At 62.2% G+C, this 16,216-nt stretch carries 16 protein-coding genes; 6 read left to right on the top strand and 10 right to left on the bottom strand.

All coding sequences use genetic code 11. The annotated features are described in order from the left end of the window. The first annotated feature begins 184 nt into the window (after positions 1–184). From RFN28_RS09870 to RFN28_RS09860, 3 genes are all read left to right on the top strand, one after another. The gene (locus tag RFN28_RS09870) at positions 185–1,849 is read left to right on the top strand and encodes a sugar ABC transporter substrate-binding protein (protein ID WP_320287163.1); all 1,665 of its coding nucleotides are present in this window, start codon (positions 185–187) and stop codon (positions 1,847–1,849) included. A 158-nt stretch (positions 1,850–2,007) separates the two neighbouring features. Further along, positions 2,008–3,129, top strand: coding sequence for a carbohydrate ABC transporter permease (locus RFN28_RS09865; protein ID WP_320287162.1), 1,122 nt, complete (start codon positions 2,008–2,010; stop codon positions 3,127–3,129). Between the two features lie 8 nt (positions 3,130–3,137). Beyond that, positions 3,138–4,055, top strand: coding sequence for a carbohydrate ABC transporter permease (locus tag RFN28_RS09860; RefSeq protein WP_320287161.1), 918 nt, complete (start codon positions 3,138–3,140; stop codon positions 4,053–4,055). Between the two features lie 33 nt (positions 4,056–4,088). Here the strand turns inward: RFN28_RS09860 and RFN28_RS09855 are convergent, their stop codons facing one another. The 3 genes from RFN28_RS09855 to RFN28_RS09845 form a co-directional block, all read right to left on the bottom strand. After that, entirely contained in the window at positions 4,089–4,430 is a 342-nt protein-coding gene (locus tag RFN28_RS09855) for a hypothetical protein (protein WP_320287160.1), read from the bottom strand. A gap of 127 nt (positions 4,431–4,557) precedes the next feature. Next, positions 4,558–5,301: a creatininase family protein gene (locus tag RFN28_RS09850; protein WP_320287159.1), complete on the bottom strand. Its 744-nt coding sequence runs from the start codon at positions 5,299–5,301 to the stop codon at positions 4,558–4,560. 6 nt (positions 5,302–5,307) lie between these two features. Further along, the gene (locus tag RFN28_RS09845) at positions 5,308–5,874 is read right to left on the bottom strand and encodes an SIS domain-containing protein (protein WP_320287158.1); all 567 of its coding nucleotides are present in this window, start codon (positions 5,872–5,874) and stop codon (positions 5,308–5,310) included. A gap of 185 nt (positions 5,875–6,059) precedes the next feature. Between RFN28_RS09845 and RFN28_RS09840 the strand changes: the two genes are divergently transcribed. Then, positions 6,060–7,079 carry an aldo/keto reductase gene (locus RFN28_RS09840; RefSeq protein ID WP_320287157.1) on the top strand — a complete coding sequence of 340 codons (1,020 nt, stop codon included), beginning with the start codon at positions 6,060–6,062 and terminating at the stop codon, positions 7,077–7,079. A gap of 79 nt (positions 7,080–7,158) precedes the next feature. Here the strand turns inward: RFN28_RS09840 and hupB are convergent, their stop codons facing one another. From hupB to clpP, 4 genes are all read right to left on the bottom strand, one after another. Then, on the bottom strand, positions 7,159–7,431 hold the full coding sequence (gene hupB, locus RFN28_RS09835) for a DNA-binding protein HupB (protein ID WP_040969493.1): 273 nt from the start codon (positions 7,429–7,431) through the stop codon (positions 7,159–7,161). Between the two features lie 196 nt (positions 7,432–7,627). Next, a complete protein-coding gene (gene lon, locus RFN28_RS09830) occupies positions 7,628–10,039 on the bottom strand; it encodes an endopeptidase La (RefSeq protein ID WP_320287156.1) in 2,412 nt (803 codons plus the stop codon). Between the two features lie 274 nt (positions 10,040–10,313). Next, a complete protein-coding gene (clpX, locus tag RFN28_RS09825) occupies positions 10,314–11,588 on the bottom strand; it encodes an ATP-dependent Clp protease ATP-binding subunit ClpX (RefSeq protein WP_040969491.1) in 1,275 nt (424 codons plus the stop codon). Between the two features lie 296 nt (positions 11,589–11,884). Continuing rightward, positions 11,885–12,520: an ATP-dependent Clp endopeptidase proteolytic subunit ClpP gene (gene clpP / locus RFN28_RS09820; protein WP_320287155.1), complete on the bottom strand. Its 636-nt coding sequence runs from the start codon at positions 12,518–12,520 to the stop codon at positions 11,885–11,887. Positions 12,521–12,848: 328 nt separating this feature from the next. Here clpP and RFN28_RS09815 point away from each other — a divergent pair, with 328 nt between their 5' ends. Continuing rightward, a complete protein-coding gene (locus tag RFN28_RS09815) occupies positions 12,849–13,442 on the top strand; it encodes a hypothetical protein (protein WP_320287154.1) in 594 nt (197 codons plus the stop codon). 62 nt (positions 13,443–13,504) lie between these two features. Here the strand turns inward: RFN28_RS09815 and RFN28_RS09810 are convergent, their stop codons facing one another. Next, entirely contained in the window at positions 13,505–13,708 is a 204-nt protein-coding gene (locus tag RFN28_RS09810; protein WP_071100516.1) for a DUF3126 family protein, read from the bottom strand. Between the two features lie 150 nt (positions 13,709–13,858). Continuing rightward, positions 13,859–14,707: a serine O-acetyltransferase gene (cysE, locus tag RFN28_RS09805; protein ID WP_320287153.1), complete on the bottom strand. Its 849-nt coding sequence runs from the start codon at positions 14,705–14,707 to the stop codon at positions 13,859–13,861. A gap of 121 nt (positions 14,708–14,828) precedes the next feature. Between cysE and RFN28_RS09800 the strand changes: the two genes are divergently transcribed. Continuing rightward, positions 14,829–15,431 (top strand): HD domain-containing protein, encoded by a 603-nt coding sequence (locus tag RFN28_RS09800; protein WP_320287152.1) that lies wholly within the window; start codon positions 14,829–14,831, stop codon positions 15,429–15,431. A gap of 6 nt (positions 15,432–15,437) precedes the next feature. On the opposite strand, the gene RFN28_RS09795 is transcribed toward RFN28_RS09800, so the two are convergent. Continuing rightward, positions 15,438–16,205, bottom strand: a complete 768-nt coding sequence (locus RFN28_RS09795) for an alpha/beta fold hydrolase (RefSeq protein ID WP_320287151.1) — start codon at positions 16,203–16,205, stop codon at positions 15,438–15,440. Positions 16,206–16,216 lie beyond the last annotated feature (11 nt).

The following is a 16,216-nucleotide window of genomic DNA, read 5'->3' as shown; positions in this document are numbered from 1 at the left end:
AATCGATTACGCGAATAGTGGCGAGTGCCAATCCGACAGCCGGTCCTTTTTCCGGAAATCGGAGCTCCAGGCGACGCAGGGTGGGGTCCCACGTCCACCTATGGTATAGGAGAACCGCAGACGTTTCGGCGTCCGAGAGATTGGCAAATCAATTCACGACTGAAGTTCTGGGAGGAACCTTGCGATGAGAGTCGATCTTTACGAAAAACTGGTGCGCGCCGGGGCGACCCGCCGCGATGTGCTGAAGGGCGCGGCCAGCATGGCAGCGCTCGCCGCGGCGTCCAGCGCCGGGCTCGGCGCGCTGACCAAGCCGGCCGCGGCCGCAGATGATCTGCGCGCGAAAATCCTGCAGATCCCGGGCGTCGGCAAGGGCCAGCCGACAGATGCCGACTTCCAGAAAGTCGGCGAGCTTTGCCTGGGAGCAACCAAGGCCAACGTCAAGGAGGGTGAGTTCGCCGGCGTTCAGCTCACCTTCATGGGCCTCAACAACCAGAACCTCCATAACGTGCTGTTCCGCGGCTTCCTGAAGCCGTGGGAGGCCTATACCGGCGCCAAGATCAGCTGGATCGACCTTGCCCAGGCCGACTACAACGCCCGCCTACAGCAGTCGATCGCAACGAAGACCGTCGACTTCGACATTATCGAGATGGGCGCGCCCTTCGAAGGCGATGTCTGCGGCAAGGGCCTCACCTCGGAGATGCCCGACTGGGTCAAGAAGCAGGTAGACATGGACGATCTGGTCAACTACCTGAAGCCGCCGGTCGGCACGTGGGACGGCAAGCAGTACCGCGTCACCATCGACGGCGACACGCACAACTTCAACTACCGTACCGACGTGTTCTCCGATCCGGATCTGGCCAAGCAATGGAAGGACAGCGGAGGTCAGGGCGAATGGGGCGTGCCGAAGACCTGGCAGCAGGTCCAGGCCGTCACCAAATTCCTCAAGGGCAAGAAGTTCAAGGGCCAGGACGTCTACGGCTATCTCGATGCGCCAAAACCCTGGGGCGGCTTCGGCTTCTACTTCCTTGGGAGCCGCGCCTCTGCCTATGCCAAGCATCCTGACGACAAGGCTTGGCTGTTCGATGCCGACACGATGAAGCCGCGCATCAACAACCCGGCCTGGGTGCGGGCGATCCAGGACGTGATCGACGCCCTGCCCTCGGAGCCGCCGGACCAGATCAATGCCGATCCGAACACCACCGGCTTCCAGCAGTTCCTGGCCGGCACCGGCTCGATGATCCCGTGGTGGGGCGATATCGGCTCCAACGTCAAGACCAACGACTCCTCGGTCATCGGCGACGTCACCGGTTTCTCGATCCTGCCGGGTTCGGACGACGTCTATAACTCCAAGACCGGCAAGTGGGACAAGCTCGCCAGCGGCCCGAACTATTCGCCGAACTGCGCCTATCTCGGCTGGGGCGTGTATGTCATGGCCCGCGTCGACAGCGACGAGAAGAAGAAGAAGGCGGCCTGGTCGGCGGCAGCCCATCTCGGCGGCAAGGATCTGTCGCTGTGGTGCGCGGCCTATCCTTCGGGCTTCCAGCCCTACCGCAACTCCCACTTCAACATTCCGGAATGGGTAGCGGCGGGCTATGACGAGGCCTTCATCACCTCGTATCTGAAGTCGGAGGGCGACTCCTACAACCATCCGAACGCTGCGATCGAGCCGCGTATCCCCGGCATCTTCCAGTACTACAGCGCCGCCGAGGACATCCTGGCCAACACCTTCGCCGGCAAGATGAAGGCGCAGGAAGGCGCCGATGCCATCGCCGCCGCCTGGGAGAAGCTGACCGACCAGATCGGCCGCGAGAACCAGATCAAGCTCTACAAAGCCTCGCTCGGCATGTAGGCTGCTTCAGGAGAAAGTCGCGGCCCGGCGACACCTCGTCGCCGGGCCGCATGTTGATGGGCTTGCCCGGTCATTCGGGCTTGGAGCAATTGCAGGAAAAGTGTGAAACGGTTTTCCGTTCCGGAATTGCGTCAAAACAAAAGGTAGAGGCGAGAGGCGTGGCTGAGCAGACTTCGACCGCGAATGCGTGGCCGGCAGATTCTACAACGGCCGATCTGATCCCGGCCGGCCGCAAGCGCCTCGGGTGGGCCCTGCTGATCGCCGCGACGCTCGGGCTGCTGGCGATGATCGTGGTGCAGATCCTCTACAAGACCGAGGTCGACGCGATTGGCTTCTATACCTGGCGTCCGGTCGTCTATGCCTATGTGCTGTGGGGCGTGGCGCTCGGCGCCTGGCAGGTGCTGACGCGCGGCGAGGACGGGCAGCGGGCGCTGTTCCTGCTGCCGGCGCTGCTCTTCACCATCGCCATGGTGATCTTCCCGACGCTGTTCGGTTTCTACATCGCGCTGACCGACTGGAACCTCAGCTCGTTCTCCGGTCGCAGGTTCAACGGACTCGACAATTTCTGGGAGATGCTGGGCGATCCCTACTACCGCAACGCGCTGTTCAACATGGTGCTCTATGTGCTGGCGGTGCTGGTCGAATACGTCATCGCTTTCGGACTGGCGCTGCTGCTCAACGCGCAGATCCGCGCCAGAAAACTCTTCCGCGTCGTCTTCCTGCTGCCGCTGATGCTGTCGCCGGTCGCTGTCTCCTGGATGGTCGGTAAATCGCTGATGGAATACCGTTTCGGACCGGCTTCGACGCTGGCGCGGCATCTCGGCTGGGACAATCCCGCCTTCTTCTCTGACCCGATCGTCGCGCGCATCTCCATCATGGTGCTCGACGCCTGGACCTTCATTCCGTTCATGATGATCATGCTGCTCGCCGGTCTGCAGGCAATGTCGCGCGAGGTGATCGAGGCGGCGCGCGTCGACGGCGCGAACCCTTGGCAGACCTTCTGGCAAGTCACCTTCCCGCTGATGCTGCCGGTGTCGCTGACGGCGGTGATCCTGCGCATCATCTTCAAGCTCAAGCTTGCCGACATCATCATCACGGTGACGTCCGGCGGCCCCGGCGGCGCCACGGATTCGGTCTCGAGCTTCATCTACCGCGAGTATCGCGACCGTTCGAATGTCGGCTACGGCACCATGCTCGCCATGGTCTACCTGATCATCATCGTGGTGTTCGTCACCTGGCTGCTGAAGATCGCCGGCCGTTTTGTGCGCAACGTGAACTGAGCGGCATCATGAGCGTCCAGACCACCGAATACACCGTTTCCGAAATCCGCTCGCCGGCGGCCTTCATCACCAGCCGCGTCTTCATCTATGGCGCGCTGGTGTTCTGGTCCTTCGTCTGCCTGTTCCCGATCTACTGGACGATAACCACGTCCTTCAAATCGGCGGTCGACGTCACGCAAGGCCACCTCATCCCCTTCATCGACTTCCAGCCTGACTGGAAAGGCTGGCGCTCGCTCGGCCTGTCGCCGGATTCGATCTTTGAGACATCGACCGTGCGCGACGAGTTCCTCAAGCGCTTCATGAATTCGGTCATCACCTCGGTCGGCGCGTCGAGCCTTGCCATCATCATCGGCAGCCTCGCTGCCTATGGCCTGACCCGCTACCGCTATCACTTCGCCTGGTTCAAGAACGAGGACATCTCCTTCTTCTTCCTGTCGCAGTTGATCCTGCCGCCGGTCGTGCTGGCGCTGCCCTTCCTGGTGCTCTACCGCGAAGTGGCGCTGCTCGACACACGCATCGGGCTCGTGCTGCTCTACACGCTGATGGTGCTGCCGATCGTCATCTGGATCATGCGCGACCAGTTCAACTCCATTCCCGTCGAGCTCGAGGAGGCAGCACTTGTCGACGGCCTGTCGATCTGGGGCGCCTTCTTCCGCATCGTCATGCCGATCGCGCTTCCCGGCATGGTCGCCGCCTTCATCCTGGCGATGGTGCTCTGCTGGAACGAGTATTTCTTCGCTGCGCTTTTGACATCGACCGACGCCAAGACCATCCCTGTCATGGTGGCGAGCCAGACCGGCTCGCAAGGCATCAACTGGTGGTCGATGGCCGCCCTCGCCACGGCTGCGATCGCGCCGCTGGCGATCATCGGCATCGCGCTGGAGCGCTATCTGATCATGGGCATGACGGCCGGTTCGGTGAAGTAACTACACCGCACGCAACGTCCGCGTCGTATGTCACTACATCGTCTCCGCCGGCGCGAAGAAGCAGTTTTCGTGCTCCTCGCTCGGATGCAAGCAAATGTGAAAATTATCGTCGCCGGACGGAATGACACTGTCGTAGGGGACAAAATAGCGGTCCTGGTGAGTGACCTTCCGATGATCTCCCGGTCGCAAGATGATCACGTAGCCATCCGGCGTCGGCGTAACAGTTGTGCCCGGGATGCTACTGCATTCGCCTGTCATTGAATCGCCGTGACAGCACGCCGGCGGATAGGTCCAGCCGCTACTGGCGCTGTGCGCAAACGCAGAAACATCCTGAAGTGCTGCAGCCGTGGCGATCACGCCTGCCAAGCTTGCCATGCGTCGTTTTCCGACCGCGTGCACGTCCAAGGGCCCAACGGCATAGTTGGAGCCATTATATATTATTCGTATTTGCTAATATATAGACGGAAGCATTCCTCCGTTCGGACCGCAAACATCAGGGACGTCAGCCCCTGAGCGTCGCGCGCAAATGGTCGAGGATCATCGCGACGCCCTTTTGCCCCAGCTCGGCCGAAGCCTCCGGCGCGCTCTTCGTGTACCAGCCCTTGTTGTCCGCGAAATGGCCGGCATCCACCGCCTCGGGACATAGCGCCAGCATCAGCGACGTCTCGCCGATCCCGGCATGGTCGAACGGATATTTGCCGTTCATGGCGGCCGGCATAAGCGGATGCACCTGCACCCAGTTGAAGACGTTCTCGCCCTGGGCGTGGCCGGCATAATAGTCGGCCATCTTGTCGGAGCCCCACCAGCCCTCGCCGCGTTCCTTTTCCAGAAACCGGAAGATCGCCTGCCGGCCGGCCGTCTTGAAGGCGAGATCGGTCGGCATGCCGGCGACAAAATTCTCGGTCTGGTGATGGATAATGGCGTGGATGTTGCGGAAGCCGATGCGCAACAGGCCGTAGAACAGTTCTTCTGCGAAAGGCGCCAGCACCGGACCGCCGACCTGCACCGAGCCGCTGCCTTCCGGCGGCTCCACGGCATAGCTCGCCGCGCCATAATAGAAGGGCGGCAGGATAACGATGTCCCTCTCCTTCTCGAAGAGCTCCAGCGTCTTGATCACGGCCAGCGTGTCCATGCCGACCGCCATGTGCTCGCCATGGTATTCGAGCACGCCGAGCGGGAGCGCAACCGGCCAGTTCTCCTCGATCGCCTTGCGGATCTGGTGCGGCAGCATCAATTCGTAGCGCATTGACCCTTACTCCATGTTGGTATGCCGGGCGCGCATCGCTTCCGGGGTCGCGCCGGTGAGCGCCTTGAGCTTCAGCACCATCACTTCGAACAGCAGGAAAAGCGCGCCCTCGAACAGCGAGCCCATCGGCAGCACCGAGGTCCTGGCGGCGCCCTGGTCGCTGGCCATGGTCTGGGCCGGAACGAGCAGCGTAAAGTCGGCAAGCTTCGCCGCGCTGCCCGCCGGTTCAGCGGTGAGCAGCAGCACCTTCGCGCCGGCGGCGCGGGCAACGCGCATCAAGGCGAGCACGGTGGTGGTCTCGCCCGGTCCGGAGCTCGCAAGCAAGACATCGCCCTGCCCGAGCGGCGGCGTGGTCATGTCTCCGACAACCGAGACAGGCAAGCCCAGATGATAAAGCCGCATAGCGAAGCCTTTGACCTGCAAGGCCTCGCGGCCGCAGCCATAGGCGACGATTTTGCCGGCGCCGGCAAGCATCTTGCAGGCGGCATCGATCCGGCCGTCATCGATGTGCCTCACCACGGCGCCAAGCTCATCCAGCGCGGTTTCGAACATCTGCGGTCCGGCTTGCGTCATCACAATTCACCTCCGCGCCGAGGGTTGAACAGGCATGCGGATCCGCGATCGCCTCTGCCGCGAAACACTTGTTTTTGTTCATGCTATCACCGCGAAAATTCGTGTCCAACGAGCCTCGGCGCTTTTGCTGTGCCACCACCGTGATAGTGTCGTGTCAGACAAATCGATCCGGGACATTTGAGGATATGAAGACACGGTATTTCGACCGCATCGGCAATGGCATCACCTTCACCGAGCTTGGCTTCGGCACCGCGCCGCTCGGCAATCTCTACCGCGCTGTCTCCGATGAAGATGCCCAGGCCACGCTGGAGGCGGCCTGGAAGACCGGCTGCCGCTACTTCGACACCGCGCCCCTCTACGGGCTCGGCCTCTCGGAAACCCGGCTCAACCCATTTCTCCGCGGCAAGAAGCGCGACGATTATGTGCTGTCGAGCAAGGTCGGCCGCCTCTTGCGCGTCTCGCCGCCCGACCAGCGCACCGGCATCGGCAAGTTCTTCGAGACGCCCTCACGCAAGGAAGTCTACGACTACAGCTATGACGGCGTGATGCGCTCCTTCGAGGCCTCGCTGGAGCGCCTCGGGGTGGACCGCATCGACATCCTCTACGTGCACGATGTCGACATCTTCACCCATGGCAGCAAGGAGGCGTCGGACCGGCGCATCGAGGAGTTCATGTCGTCGGGCTATTACGGCCTGCTTGCGCTGCGCGACCAGGGCGTGATCAGGGCCTTCGGCGGCGGCATCAATGAATGGCAGGTCTGCCAGACGCTCGCCGAGCGCGGCGACTTCGACCTCTTCCTGCTCGCCGGCCGCTATACACTGCTCGAGCAGGAGGCGCTTGCCACCTTCCTGCCGCTCTGCGAGAAGCGAGGCATCGGCATCGTTCTCGGCGGCCCCTACAATTCCGGCATCCTGGCGACGGGGCCGAAGCCCGGCGCTTTCTACAACTATACGGAGGCGCCGCAGGATGTGCTCGAGCGCGTGGCCAGCATCGAGGCGGTCTGCAAGCGCCATGGCGTACGCCTGATCGAGGCTGCCCTGCAGTTCCCGCTGCAGCATCCTTCCGTCATGTCGGTGATCCCTGGCGGCCAGCGGCCGGCCGAGGTCGAAAGCAATCGCGCGCTGCTTGACGTCAAAATCCCGTCCGCTCTGTGGGCGGATCTCAAGCAGGAGGGCCTGATGCGGGCCGACGCGCCGACGGCCTGAAGCTCCTGCACAGCGACAGCCGATCCAAAAAGAAGAGCCGGGCAAGCCCGGCTCATCTGATTTTAAAAGAAAAAAGGTCTTAGTTGACCGCGTCCTTCAGGCCCTTGCCGGCCGAAAACTTCGGCACGGTACGCGCCGGAATCTTCACTTCCGCGCCGGTCTGCGGGTTGCGGCCGGTCGAAGCAGCGCGTTTTGACACGGTGAAATTTCCGAAGCCGACAAGCCGGACATCGCCGCCCTTCTTCAGTTCGCCAGTGATCACGGAGAACACCGCATCGACGGCAGACTGCGCGTCAGCCTTCGAAATGCTTGCGGCGTCGGCGACAGCGGACACCAGTTCGTTCTTGTTCATCAAAATTCCCTTCCATGAGAAAACCGGAACTTACGACTCATCCGGCAGGAAACGGACTTTAGAAAGAACCGCTGCGGAACCCAAGCCGAAAACCGCAGAATTCCGGGCTTTTTTCGCCTTTTTCGGGGCTTTTTCCCACGAAAAAGCCGGGCTGGAAGCCCGGCTCTCTCCTTGTGCGCTGCAATGTCAGAAGATTCTAATGAGCGAGCGACTTGCCGGCATCGTCTCCGGTATCCACCGCAGCCGGCGGATTGACAGGCTCGACCCATTCGATCGGCTCCGGCATCCGGACCAGCGCGTGCCTCAACACCTCGCCGACCCGCGAGACCGGAATGATCTCCATATTGTTCTTCACATTGTCCGGAATCTCCGCCAGATCCTTGGCGTTGTCTTCCGGGATCAGCACTTTCTTGATGCCGCCGCGCAACGCGGCAAGCAGCTTCTCCTTCAGGCCGCCGATCGGCAGCACCCTGCCGCGCAGCGTCACCTCGCCGGTCATCGCCACATCGGCGCGAACCGGGATGCCGGTGAGCACCGACACGATCGCCGTCACCATCGCAACGCCGGCCGACGGACCATCCTTCGGCGTGGCGCCCTCCGGCACGTGGACGTGGATGTCGCGCTTGTCGAACAGCGGCGGCTCGATGCCGAAGTCGATGGCCCGCGAGCGGACGTAAGAGGCCGCCGCCGAGATCGATTCCTTCATCACGTCGCGCAGGTTGCCGGTCACGGTCATGCGGCCCTTACCGGGCATCATGACGCCTTCGACCGTCAGCAGCTCGCCGCCGACTTCCGTCCAGGCAAGACCGGTGACGACGCCGACCTGATCGTCGGCCTCGACCTGACCGAAGCGGAAGCGCGGAACGCCGAGATAATCGGCGAGGTTGTCCGCCGTGATCTTCACCGTCTTCTTCTTCGTCTTCAGTATCTCGGTCACCGCCTTGCGCCCGAGCTTCATCAGCTCGCGCTCCAGGCTGCGCACGCCAGCTTCCCTGGTGTAGGTCTGGATGATGCCGCGGATCGCATCCTCGCCGACAGAGAACTCGTTCGGCTGCAGGGCGTGATCGCGGATCACCTTCGGCATCAGGTGCCGCTTGGCGATCTCGATCTTCTCGTCCTCGGTGTAGCCGGCGATACGGATGATCTCCATGCGGTCCATCAGGGGCGCAGGGATGTTCAGCGTGTTCGCCGTCGTCACGAACATCACGCTCGACAGGTCGTATTCGACCTCCAGGTAATGGTCCATGAACGTCGAGTTCTGCTCCGGATCGAGCACCTCGAGCAAGGCCGACGACGGATCGCCGCGGAAGTCCTGGCCCATCTTGTCGATCTCGTCGAGCAGGAAGAGCGGGTTGGACTTCTTGGCCTTCTTCATCGACTGGATGACCTTGCCGGGCATCGAGCCGATATAGGTCCGCCGGTGGCCACGGATTTCGGCCTCGTCGCGCACGCCGCCGAGCGCCATGCGGATGAACTCGCGGCCGGTCGCCTTGGCGATCGACTTGCCGAGCGAGGTCTTGCCGACGCCGGGCGGGCCGACGAGGCACAGGATCGGCCCCTTGATCTTCCTCTGGCGGCTCTGCACGGCGAGATACTCGACGATGCGCTCCTTGACCTTGTCGAGGCCGAAATGATCCGCGTCGAGCACGTCCTGCGCGAAGGCGAGGTCATGCTTGACCTTGGAGTTCTTGCTCCACGGGATCGACAGCAGCCAGTCGAGATAGTTGCGCACGACCGTGGATTCAGCCGACATCGGCGACATCGAGCGCAGCTTCTTCAATTCGGCTTCCGCCTTCTCGCGGGCCTCCTTGGAGAGCTTGGTCTTCTTGATGCGCGCCTCGATCTCGGCGGCCTCGTCGCGGCCGTCCTCGCCTTCGCCGAGTTCCTTCTGGATCGCCTTCATCTGCTCGTTGAGGTAATACTCGCGCTGCGTCTTCTCCATCTGGCGCTTGACGCGCGAGCGGATGCGCTTTTCCACCTGGAGCACGGAGATCTCGGCTTCCATGAAGCCCATCGCCTTCTCGAGACGCTCCTTGACGGAGAGCGTGGCGAGCATCTCCTGCTTCTCGGGGATCTTGATGGCGAGATGCGAGGCAACCGTGTCGGCGAGCTTGGAATAGTCGTCGATCTGGCTGGCAGCACCCACCACTTCGGGCGAGATCTTTTTGTTCAGCTTGACGTAGTTCTCGAAGTCGGTGACGACCGAACGGGCAAGCGCCTCGATCTCGACCTCTTCCTCATCCGGCTCGACCAGCGCCGTGGCGCGAGCCTCGTGGAAATCGGCACGGTCGGTGAACGAGGCGATCTTGGCGCGCGAGGCGCCCTCGACCAGCACCTTCACGGTGCCGTCGGGAAGCTTCAGGAGCTGCAGCACATTGGCGAGCGTGCCGATGTCGAAAATGGCACCGGGCTCGGGATCGTCGTCGGCTGCGTTCATCTGGGTGGCAAGCAGGATCTGCTTTTCCTGACCCATCACTTCTTCCAGCGCCTTGATCGACTTTTCACGCCCAACGAAGAGCGGAACGATCATATGCGGAAACACCACAATGTCGCGCAGCGGGAGGACCGCGAAGACACCGTCGCCGGAAGCCCTGGATATTTTGGCCATTGTCCAACCTTTCATGTCGCGGCTGCTAATCAAGCCACCCGCGAATCTCATATTAACGACCGAGCGTCGTTCCGCCTACCACCGTTTATGACGGGAGTTTAACAGCACAGAATTCGGCGCTCGGCCTTCCGCTGTTAGGTGGATGCGGGTGGTCCAAAGATCAAGGGTTAACATGGTCTGCTCATCCATTCCACCACCTGCCGGTACCCCCTTCACAGCGAAACGGCGCCACACGGGCGCCGTTCCATGAAAAATTGCAGGATCAACTACCACCTCAGGCGCTGACGTTGCCCTTCTTTTCCTTCTGCTCGGAATAGATGTAGAGCGGCCGGGCGTTGCCGGAGACCACTTCTTCCGAGATCACCACTTCGCGCACGCCTTCCAGCGCCGGAAGCTCGAACATCGTGTCGAGCAGGATTGCCTCCATGATGGAGCGCAGGCCGCGCGCACCGGTCTTGCGCTCGATGGCGCGCTTGGCGATGGCCGACAGCGCGTTCTCGTGGAAGGTGAGATCCACATTCTCCATTTCGAACAGCCGCTGGTACTGCTTGACCAGCGCGTTCTTCGGCTCGGTCAGGATCTGGATCAGCGCCGGCTCGTCGAGGTCCTCGAGCGTCGCCAGCACCGGTAGACGGCCGACGAATTCCGGGATCAGCCCGAACTTCAACAGATCCTCCGGCTCGACCTGGCGGAACAGGTCGCCTGTGCGGCGATCCTCGGGCGAAGCCACCGTCGCGCCAAAGCCGATCGAGGTCTTGCGGCCGCGGTCCGAGATGATCTTGTCGAGCCCCGCGAAGGCGCCGCCGCAGATGAACAGGATGTTGGCGGTGTCGACCTGCAGGAATTCCTGCTGCGGGTGCTTGCGGCCGCCCTGCGGCGGCACGGAAGCGACAGTGCCTTCCATGATTTTCAAGAGCGCCTGCTGCACGCCCTCGCCCGACACGTCGCGGGTGATCGACGGGTTGTCCGACTTGCGCGAGATCTTATCGATCTCGTCGATATAGACGATGCCGCGCTGGGCACGCTCGACATTGTAGTCGGCCGACTGCAACAGCTTCAGAATGATGTTCTCGACGTCCTCGCCGACGTAACCGGCCTCGGTCAGCGTCGTGGCATCGGCCATGGTGAAGGGCACGTCGATGATGCGCGCGAGCGTCTGCGCAAGCAGCGTCTTGCCGCAGCCGGTCGGGCCGATCAGCAGGATGTTCGACTTCGCCAGCTCGACATCGTTGTTTTTGCCGGCATGCGCGAGGCGCTTGTAGTGGTTGTGGACGGCGACCGACAGCACCCGCTTGGCGTAAGGCTGGCCGATGACATAGTCGTCGAGGACCTTGAGGATCTCCTGCGGCGTCGGCACGCCCTCGCGCGACTTCACCATCGAGGTCTTGTTCTCCTCGCGGATGATATCCATGCACAGTTCGACGCATTCATCGCAGATGAAGACGGTCGGACCGGCGATCAGCTTGCGTACTTCATGCTGGCTTTTGCCGCAAAACGAGCAATAGAGGGTGTTCTTTGAATCACCGCCGTTGTTGCCGACCTTGCTCATTTTTCTGTCCTTTCACCGCCTACCCGCCGATGGTCTGGCTGCATGGGCGTCTCACCAATCTATCGCGAGAATCCGCCAACGCCAGTGTCCCGGCTCACACAGCGCATTCCGTACGAAACACAAATCAGAAAACGCGACAATGATTCGCAGCAACCCCATTCAAAGCTAAGCCGTCGAAAATCAACATAGCCTTAACGTAGGCAATCCCGACCCTTGAGGGAACAGGCAATTGTGGCCGAAATGCCGCAAGCCGCGCCAAAAGCGCGTTATCCCGCCAATCAGCTGCCAATCAGGCCCTATAGGGCGGGGATGGCAACTTCGCCCAGCTCGCGCGTCGTGATGACCTTGTCGATCAGGCCGAAATCCTTGGCCTCGTCGGCGCTCATGAAATGGTCGCGGTCGAGCGTCCGCTCGATCTCGTCATAGCTCTTGCCGGTGTGCTTGACATAGACCTCGTTGAGGCGACGCTTCAGCTTGATGATGTCCTGCGCATGACGTTCGATATCCGACGCCTGGCCCTGGAAGCCGCCGGACGGCTGGTGGACCATGATGCGGGCGTTCGGCGTGGCAAAGCGCATGTCCTTGTGGCCGGCGCAAAGCAGCAGCGAGCCCATCGAGGCGGCCTGACCGATGCAGAGCGTCGACACGGCCGGCTTGATGAACTGCATGGTGTCGTAGATCGCCATGCCCGAGGTGACGACGCCGCCCGGCGAGTTGATGTAGAGGTTGATTTCCTTCTTGGGGTTCTCCGCCTCGAGGAACAAAAGCTGTGCACAAACCAGCGTCGCCATGCCGTCCTCGACCGGCCCGGTGATGAAGATGATGCGTTCCTTCAAGAGGCGGGAGAAAATGTCGTAGGCCCGCTCGCCGCGATTGGTCTGTTCGACCACCATCGGAACGAGGTTCATGTAGGTTTCGACGGGGTTCTTCATGGATTACCCTTATTGGATGGATTCCGGCGCCGTGAAATATGAGCCATCAGGCGGAATCGGTTCTGGATCGTTATGATCTAAATAGGATGCCGGCTCACCCTAGCGCAAGACCGCCTCTCCTAGCCATCTGGTTAAGTCGAATCAAGCACCTCGGCCAAGGGATGCCGGCGGTTCGCCGCGAAATGGCCCTTGCCGAAATGCCCCGGCGCCAAAGTAGCAGATTCTTAACCGCGCCGCTTAACGACAAGCCTCGAAATCGCTGTCCGGCGGCGGACCTTTGGGTACATTCCTGCGTTGAACCGGCGTCCTTTTTCAACGGGGGAATGTCATGTTTTGCAAGGGTTCCGCGTCGCTCGCCGCAGCCTGCCTGGCAATGCTCGCCACCGTGTCGGAAACCGCGGCCGGCGGCCGGGCACTGGAATGCTACGAGCCGGTGCACAGGCCGGCGCTTTACGACACCGTCTATGAAGACGTGATGGTGAGCCCCGGAGGCCAGATCGTCGACTACGATCCGCCGATCTACGGCACGGCCGAAAGCATTGAGCAGATCGCCCCGCCTCGCGTCACCTATGAGGTGGTACCCGCCGTCACGCGCACCCTCTATCATACGGTCAAGGTCGACGACGGCGGCTATGTCTGGGAATGGCGCGTGATCCACGGCCGCAGGGTGCTGTGCAAGGTGTGGCGCAAGGCGCGCTACGCGCGGGTCGCCGAAACAGTGATCGTCGAGCCGCAGCGCGTCCAGCGCGTCGTCCTCCCAGCGGAATATGAAGGCGTTGCCCGCGAAGTGCTGGTGCGGCCCGAGCAGCGGCGCATCACGGAAATCCCACCTTCATACTGGACCGTGGCGCGCCGGGTGGTGGTGCGGGAAGGCTCGACCGGCTGGCGGCGGGCGCATATCCCGCGGCACTGCCCGAACTAGGAGCCGTTTGCTCGGGGCTGGTCCGACTGGGCCTCTTTCAGCCCAGTCGGAAAAATGTCGGCCTAGCCGAGATCGACGTCGAGGATCGCCATCGAGAAATTGTAGTCGCCGTCGTCCTCGTCCTTGAAGACGATGCCGAGGAACTCGTCGCCGACATAGACCTCGGCCGAGTCTTCCTTACGCGGACGCGCCTTCACCTGCAGCTTGGGATTCTGGAAGACGCGCTTGAAATAGGCGTCCAGCTTTCTGATTTCGTCCGGCTTCAAAAGTCTTCTCCGAAATGTCGGCTAATTCGTTGGAACGCGCTTCTGACACGCCGACGATGGCGATGTAAAGGCAAGCAAGCACGATAACACGGGACAGCCGGCAACCGAAATGGCGGCCGGATTCCGGACCGCCATCGATGACGGCCGAATTCAGATGTCGAAGCTGACGACGTGGTCCATCGTCTGCGAAGGCAGAAGCTGGTCCATCTGCCGCGAAGGCTGGTCGCAGCCGGTCTCGCCGACGACACGCGCAGGCACGCCGGCGACCGTCTTGTTGTGCGGCACCGGCGACAGCACCACCGAGCCGGCCGCGATCTTCGAGCAATGGCCGACCTCGATATTGCCGAGGATCTTGGCGCCGGCGCCGATCAGCACGCCGCGGCGGATCTTCGGATGGCGGTCGCCGCTGGCCTTGCCGGTGCCGCCGAGCGTCACCCCATGCAGGATCGAGACATCGTCCTCGATGACAGCCGTCTGGCCGACGACGAGGCCGGTGGCATGGTCGAGGAAGATGCCCTTGCCGATGCGGGCAGCCGGATTGATGTCGGTCTGGAACACCGAGGACGAGCGGCTCTGCAGGTAGAGCGCGAAATCCCTGCGGCCTTGGTTCCACAGCCAATGAGCCAGCCGGTGCGTCTGGATGGCATGAAAACCCTTGAAATAGAGCACTGGCATGATGAAGCGGTCGCAGGCCGGGTCGCGATCGTAATAGGCCTGGATGTCGACCCGCACTGTGGCGCTCCACTCGGGATCGTCCGCAAGCATCGCCTTGAAGGTCTGCCGGATGAGATCGGAGCCGATATCCTGGTGCGCCAGACGCTCGGCCAGGCGGTGGATGACCGTCTCCTCCAGGCTCTCCTGGTTGAGGATGGTGGAATAGAGGAACGCGGCAAGCAGCGGATCGCGGTTGACCGCTTCCATCGCTTCATCGCGGATCGCGCGCCAGATCGGATCGACTGGCTGCACCATGCTGGGACGGGCTATCGTTACGCTGTTCATCGACGCTCTCCGGCCTGCTCTTTCATCCGGCGGCACATATAGGCCAGATTGTAGCACGGTTGAACTCAATTTTCCTTAGTGCTTTGTCAAATGGACTTGGTTCACGGAAATTCAAGCCGCGATGGAAAACGAACCCTTGATCGACGAAGCGCTGAAAAGTGAGCTTTCCGCACTCTATAAGAGCGAGGATCGGCACTACCACAGCCTGGCCCATATCGAGGCCATGCTGGCGCTGGCTGTGGATTGCCGGCACCTGCTGCACGACCCGGAGGCCGTCGAGGCCGCGATCTGGTTCCACGACGCTATCTACGACAGCCGCGCCAAGGACAATGAGGCCAAAAGCGCGGCCCTGGCGGAGCAAGAGCTCTCCGGCCGCACCAGCCCAGAGCGTCTCAGCCGCATTGTGGCGATGATCAACGCCACCGCCACGCACCAGCTGCCGCAGTTCGACGACGAGAAGGCGGCAGGCGACGCGGCCCTTTTCCTCGATATGGACTTGGCGATCCTCGGCGCCGAGCCGAGCGTCTTCGATACCTATGAGAAAGCCGTCCGGCGCGAATATGGCTGGGTCGAGGAGCCGATGTGGCGCGGCGGCCGCGCGGCGGTGCTGAAGAGCTTCCTGGCCCGCCCGCACATCTATCACACCGCCGAATTCCGGCGGCGTTTCGAGGCCCAGGCCAGGCAGAACATGGAGCGCTCGCTGGCGGCGCTCGAAGCTGGATAACGCCGCTCAGAGCGGGTATTCGGCATAAAACTCCAGCACCCGCTGCTTAAAACTCTTGTCGCCGACGGCGAGCATGTGGTCGCGGCCCTCGATGTGAAAGGCTTTTGCGCTCGGCATCAGCGCGGCAAGCTCGTCGGGCGAGCCGCCGATGTCGTCCTTGGTCCCGACGGCAATCAAGGTCGGCTGGGCAATGCGCGCGACATCTTCCTCGCTCATGGATGCGCGCGAGCCGACGATGCAGGCGGCGAGCGCCCGGCGGTCGCTGCGTGTCTGGTCGGCGAAGGCGCGAAACGAGCGGCCGCGCGCATGGCCGATCGTACCGGCATCCTCGGCCAGAAGCGCGTCGGCGATCGGATCCCAATCGCCGACGCCGTCGACAAGACCGATGCCGAGGCCCCCGAACACCAGCGTCGCCACTTTGTCCGGATTGGACAAGGCCATGAATGCGGATACCCGCGCGCCCATCGAATAGCCCATGACATGGGCGCGTTCGATGCCAAGGTGGTCGAGCAGCGCGGCCGCGTCCGAGGCCATCTTGGCCGGCGTGTAGTCGGCCTCGTGATAACTCTTCGATGAAGAGCCATGGCCGCGATTGTCGAAGGCGATAGCGCGGTAGCCGGCGTCGTTCAGCGTCTTGAACCAGCCGGGCGAGACCCAGTTGACGTAATGGCTGGAGGCAAAGCCATGGATCATCAACACCGGATCGCCCTCGCCGGATGCCGGCTGGCGGTCGAAATAGGCAAGATCGAAGCCGTCGTGGGAAAAGAACTGCATAGGCGCTGCCG

Source organism: Mesorhizobium album (genome assembly GCF_033977205.1).
GTDB lineage: Bacteria > Pseudomonadota > Alphaproteobacteria > Rhizobiales > Rhizobiaceae > Mesorhizobium > Mesorhizobium album.
The sequence above is the reverse complement of the archived record's forward strand: the minus strand, read 5'-3'. Positions and strand labels throughout refer to the sequence as shown.

Coding starts and splice junctions, on each gene's coding strand:
- RFN28_RS09855 (WP_320287160.1), bottom strand. CDS start 4,430: ATGGCAAGCTTGGCAGGCGTGATCGCCACGGCTGCAGCACTTCAGGAT.
- RFN28_RS09845 (WP_320287158.1), bottom strand. CDS start 5,874: ATGACGCAAGCCGGACCGCAGATGTTCGAAACCGCGCTGGATGAGCTT.
- lon (WP_320287156.1), bottom strand. CDS start 10,039: ATGGCCAAAATATCCAGGGCTTCCGGCGACGGTGTCTTCGCGGTCCTC.
- RFN28_RS09795 (WP_320287151.1), bottom strand. CDS start 16,205: ATGCAGTTCTTTTCCCACGACGGCTTCGATCTTGCCTATTTCGACCGC.
- RFN28_RS09840 (WP_320287157.1), top strand. CDS start 6,060: ATGAAGACACGGTATTTCGACCGCATCGGCAATGGCATCACCTTCACC.
- RFN28_RS09815 (WP_320287154.1), top strand. CDS start 12,849: ATGTTTTGCAAGGGTTCCGCGTCGCTCGCCGCAGCCTGCCTGGCAATG.
- RFN28_RS09800 (WP_320287152.1), top strand. CDS start 14,829: ATGGAAAACGAACCCTTGATCGACGAAGCGCTGAAAAGTGAGCTTTCC.
- cysE (WP_320287153.1), bottom strand. CDS start 14,707: ATGAACAGCGTAACGATAGCCCGTCCCAGCATGGTGCAGCCAGTCGAT.
- clpX (WP_040969491.1), bottom strand. CDS start 11,588: ATGAGCAAGGTCGGCAACAACGGCGGTGATTCAAAGAACACCCTCTAT.
- RFN28_RS09870 (WP_320287163.1), top strand. CDS start 185: ATGAGAGTCGATCTTTACGAAAAACTGGTGCGCGCCGGGGCGACCCGC.
- hupB (WP_040969493.1), bottom strand. CDS start 7,431: ATGAACAAGAACGAACTGGTGTCCGCTGTCGCCGACGCCGCAAGCATT.
- RFN28_RS09850 (WP_320287159.1), bottom strand. CDS start 5,301: ATGCGCTACGAATTGATGCTGCCGCACCAGATCCGCAAGGCGATCGAG.
- RFN28_RS09860 (WP_320287161.1), top strand. CDS start 3,138: ATGAGCGTCCAGACCACCGAATACACCGTTTCCGAAATCCGCTCGCCG.
- clpP (WP_320287155.1), bottom strand. CDS start 12,520: ATGAAGAACCCCGTCGAAACCTACATGAACCTCGTTCCGATGGTGGTC.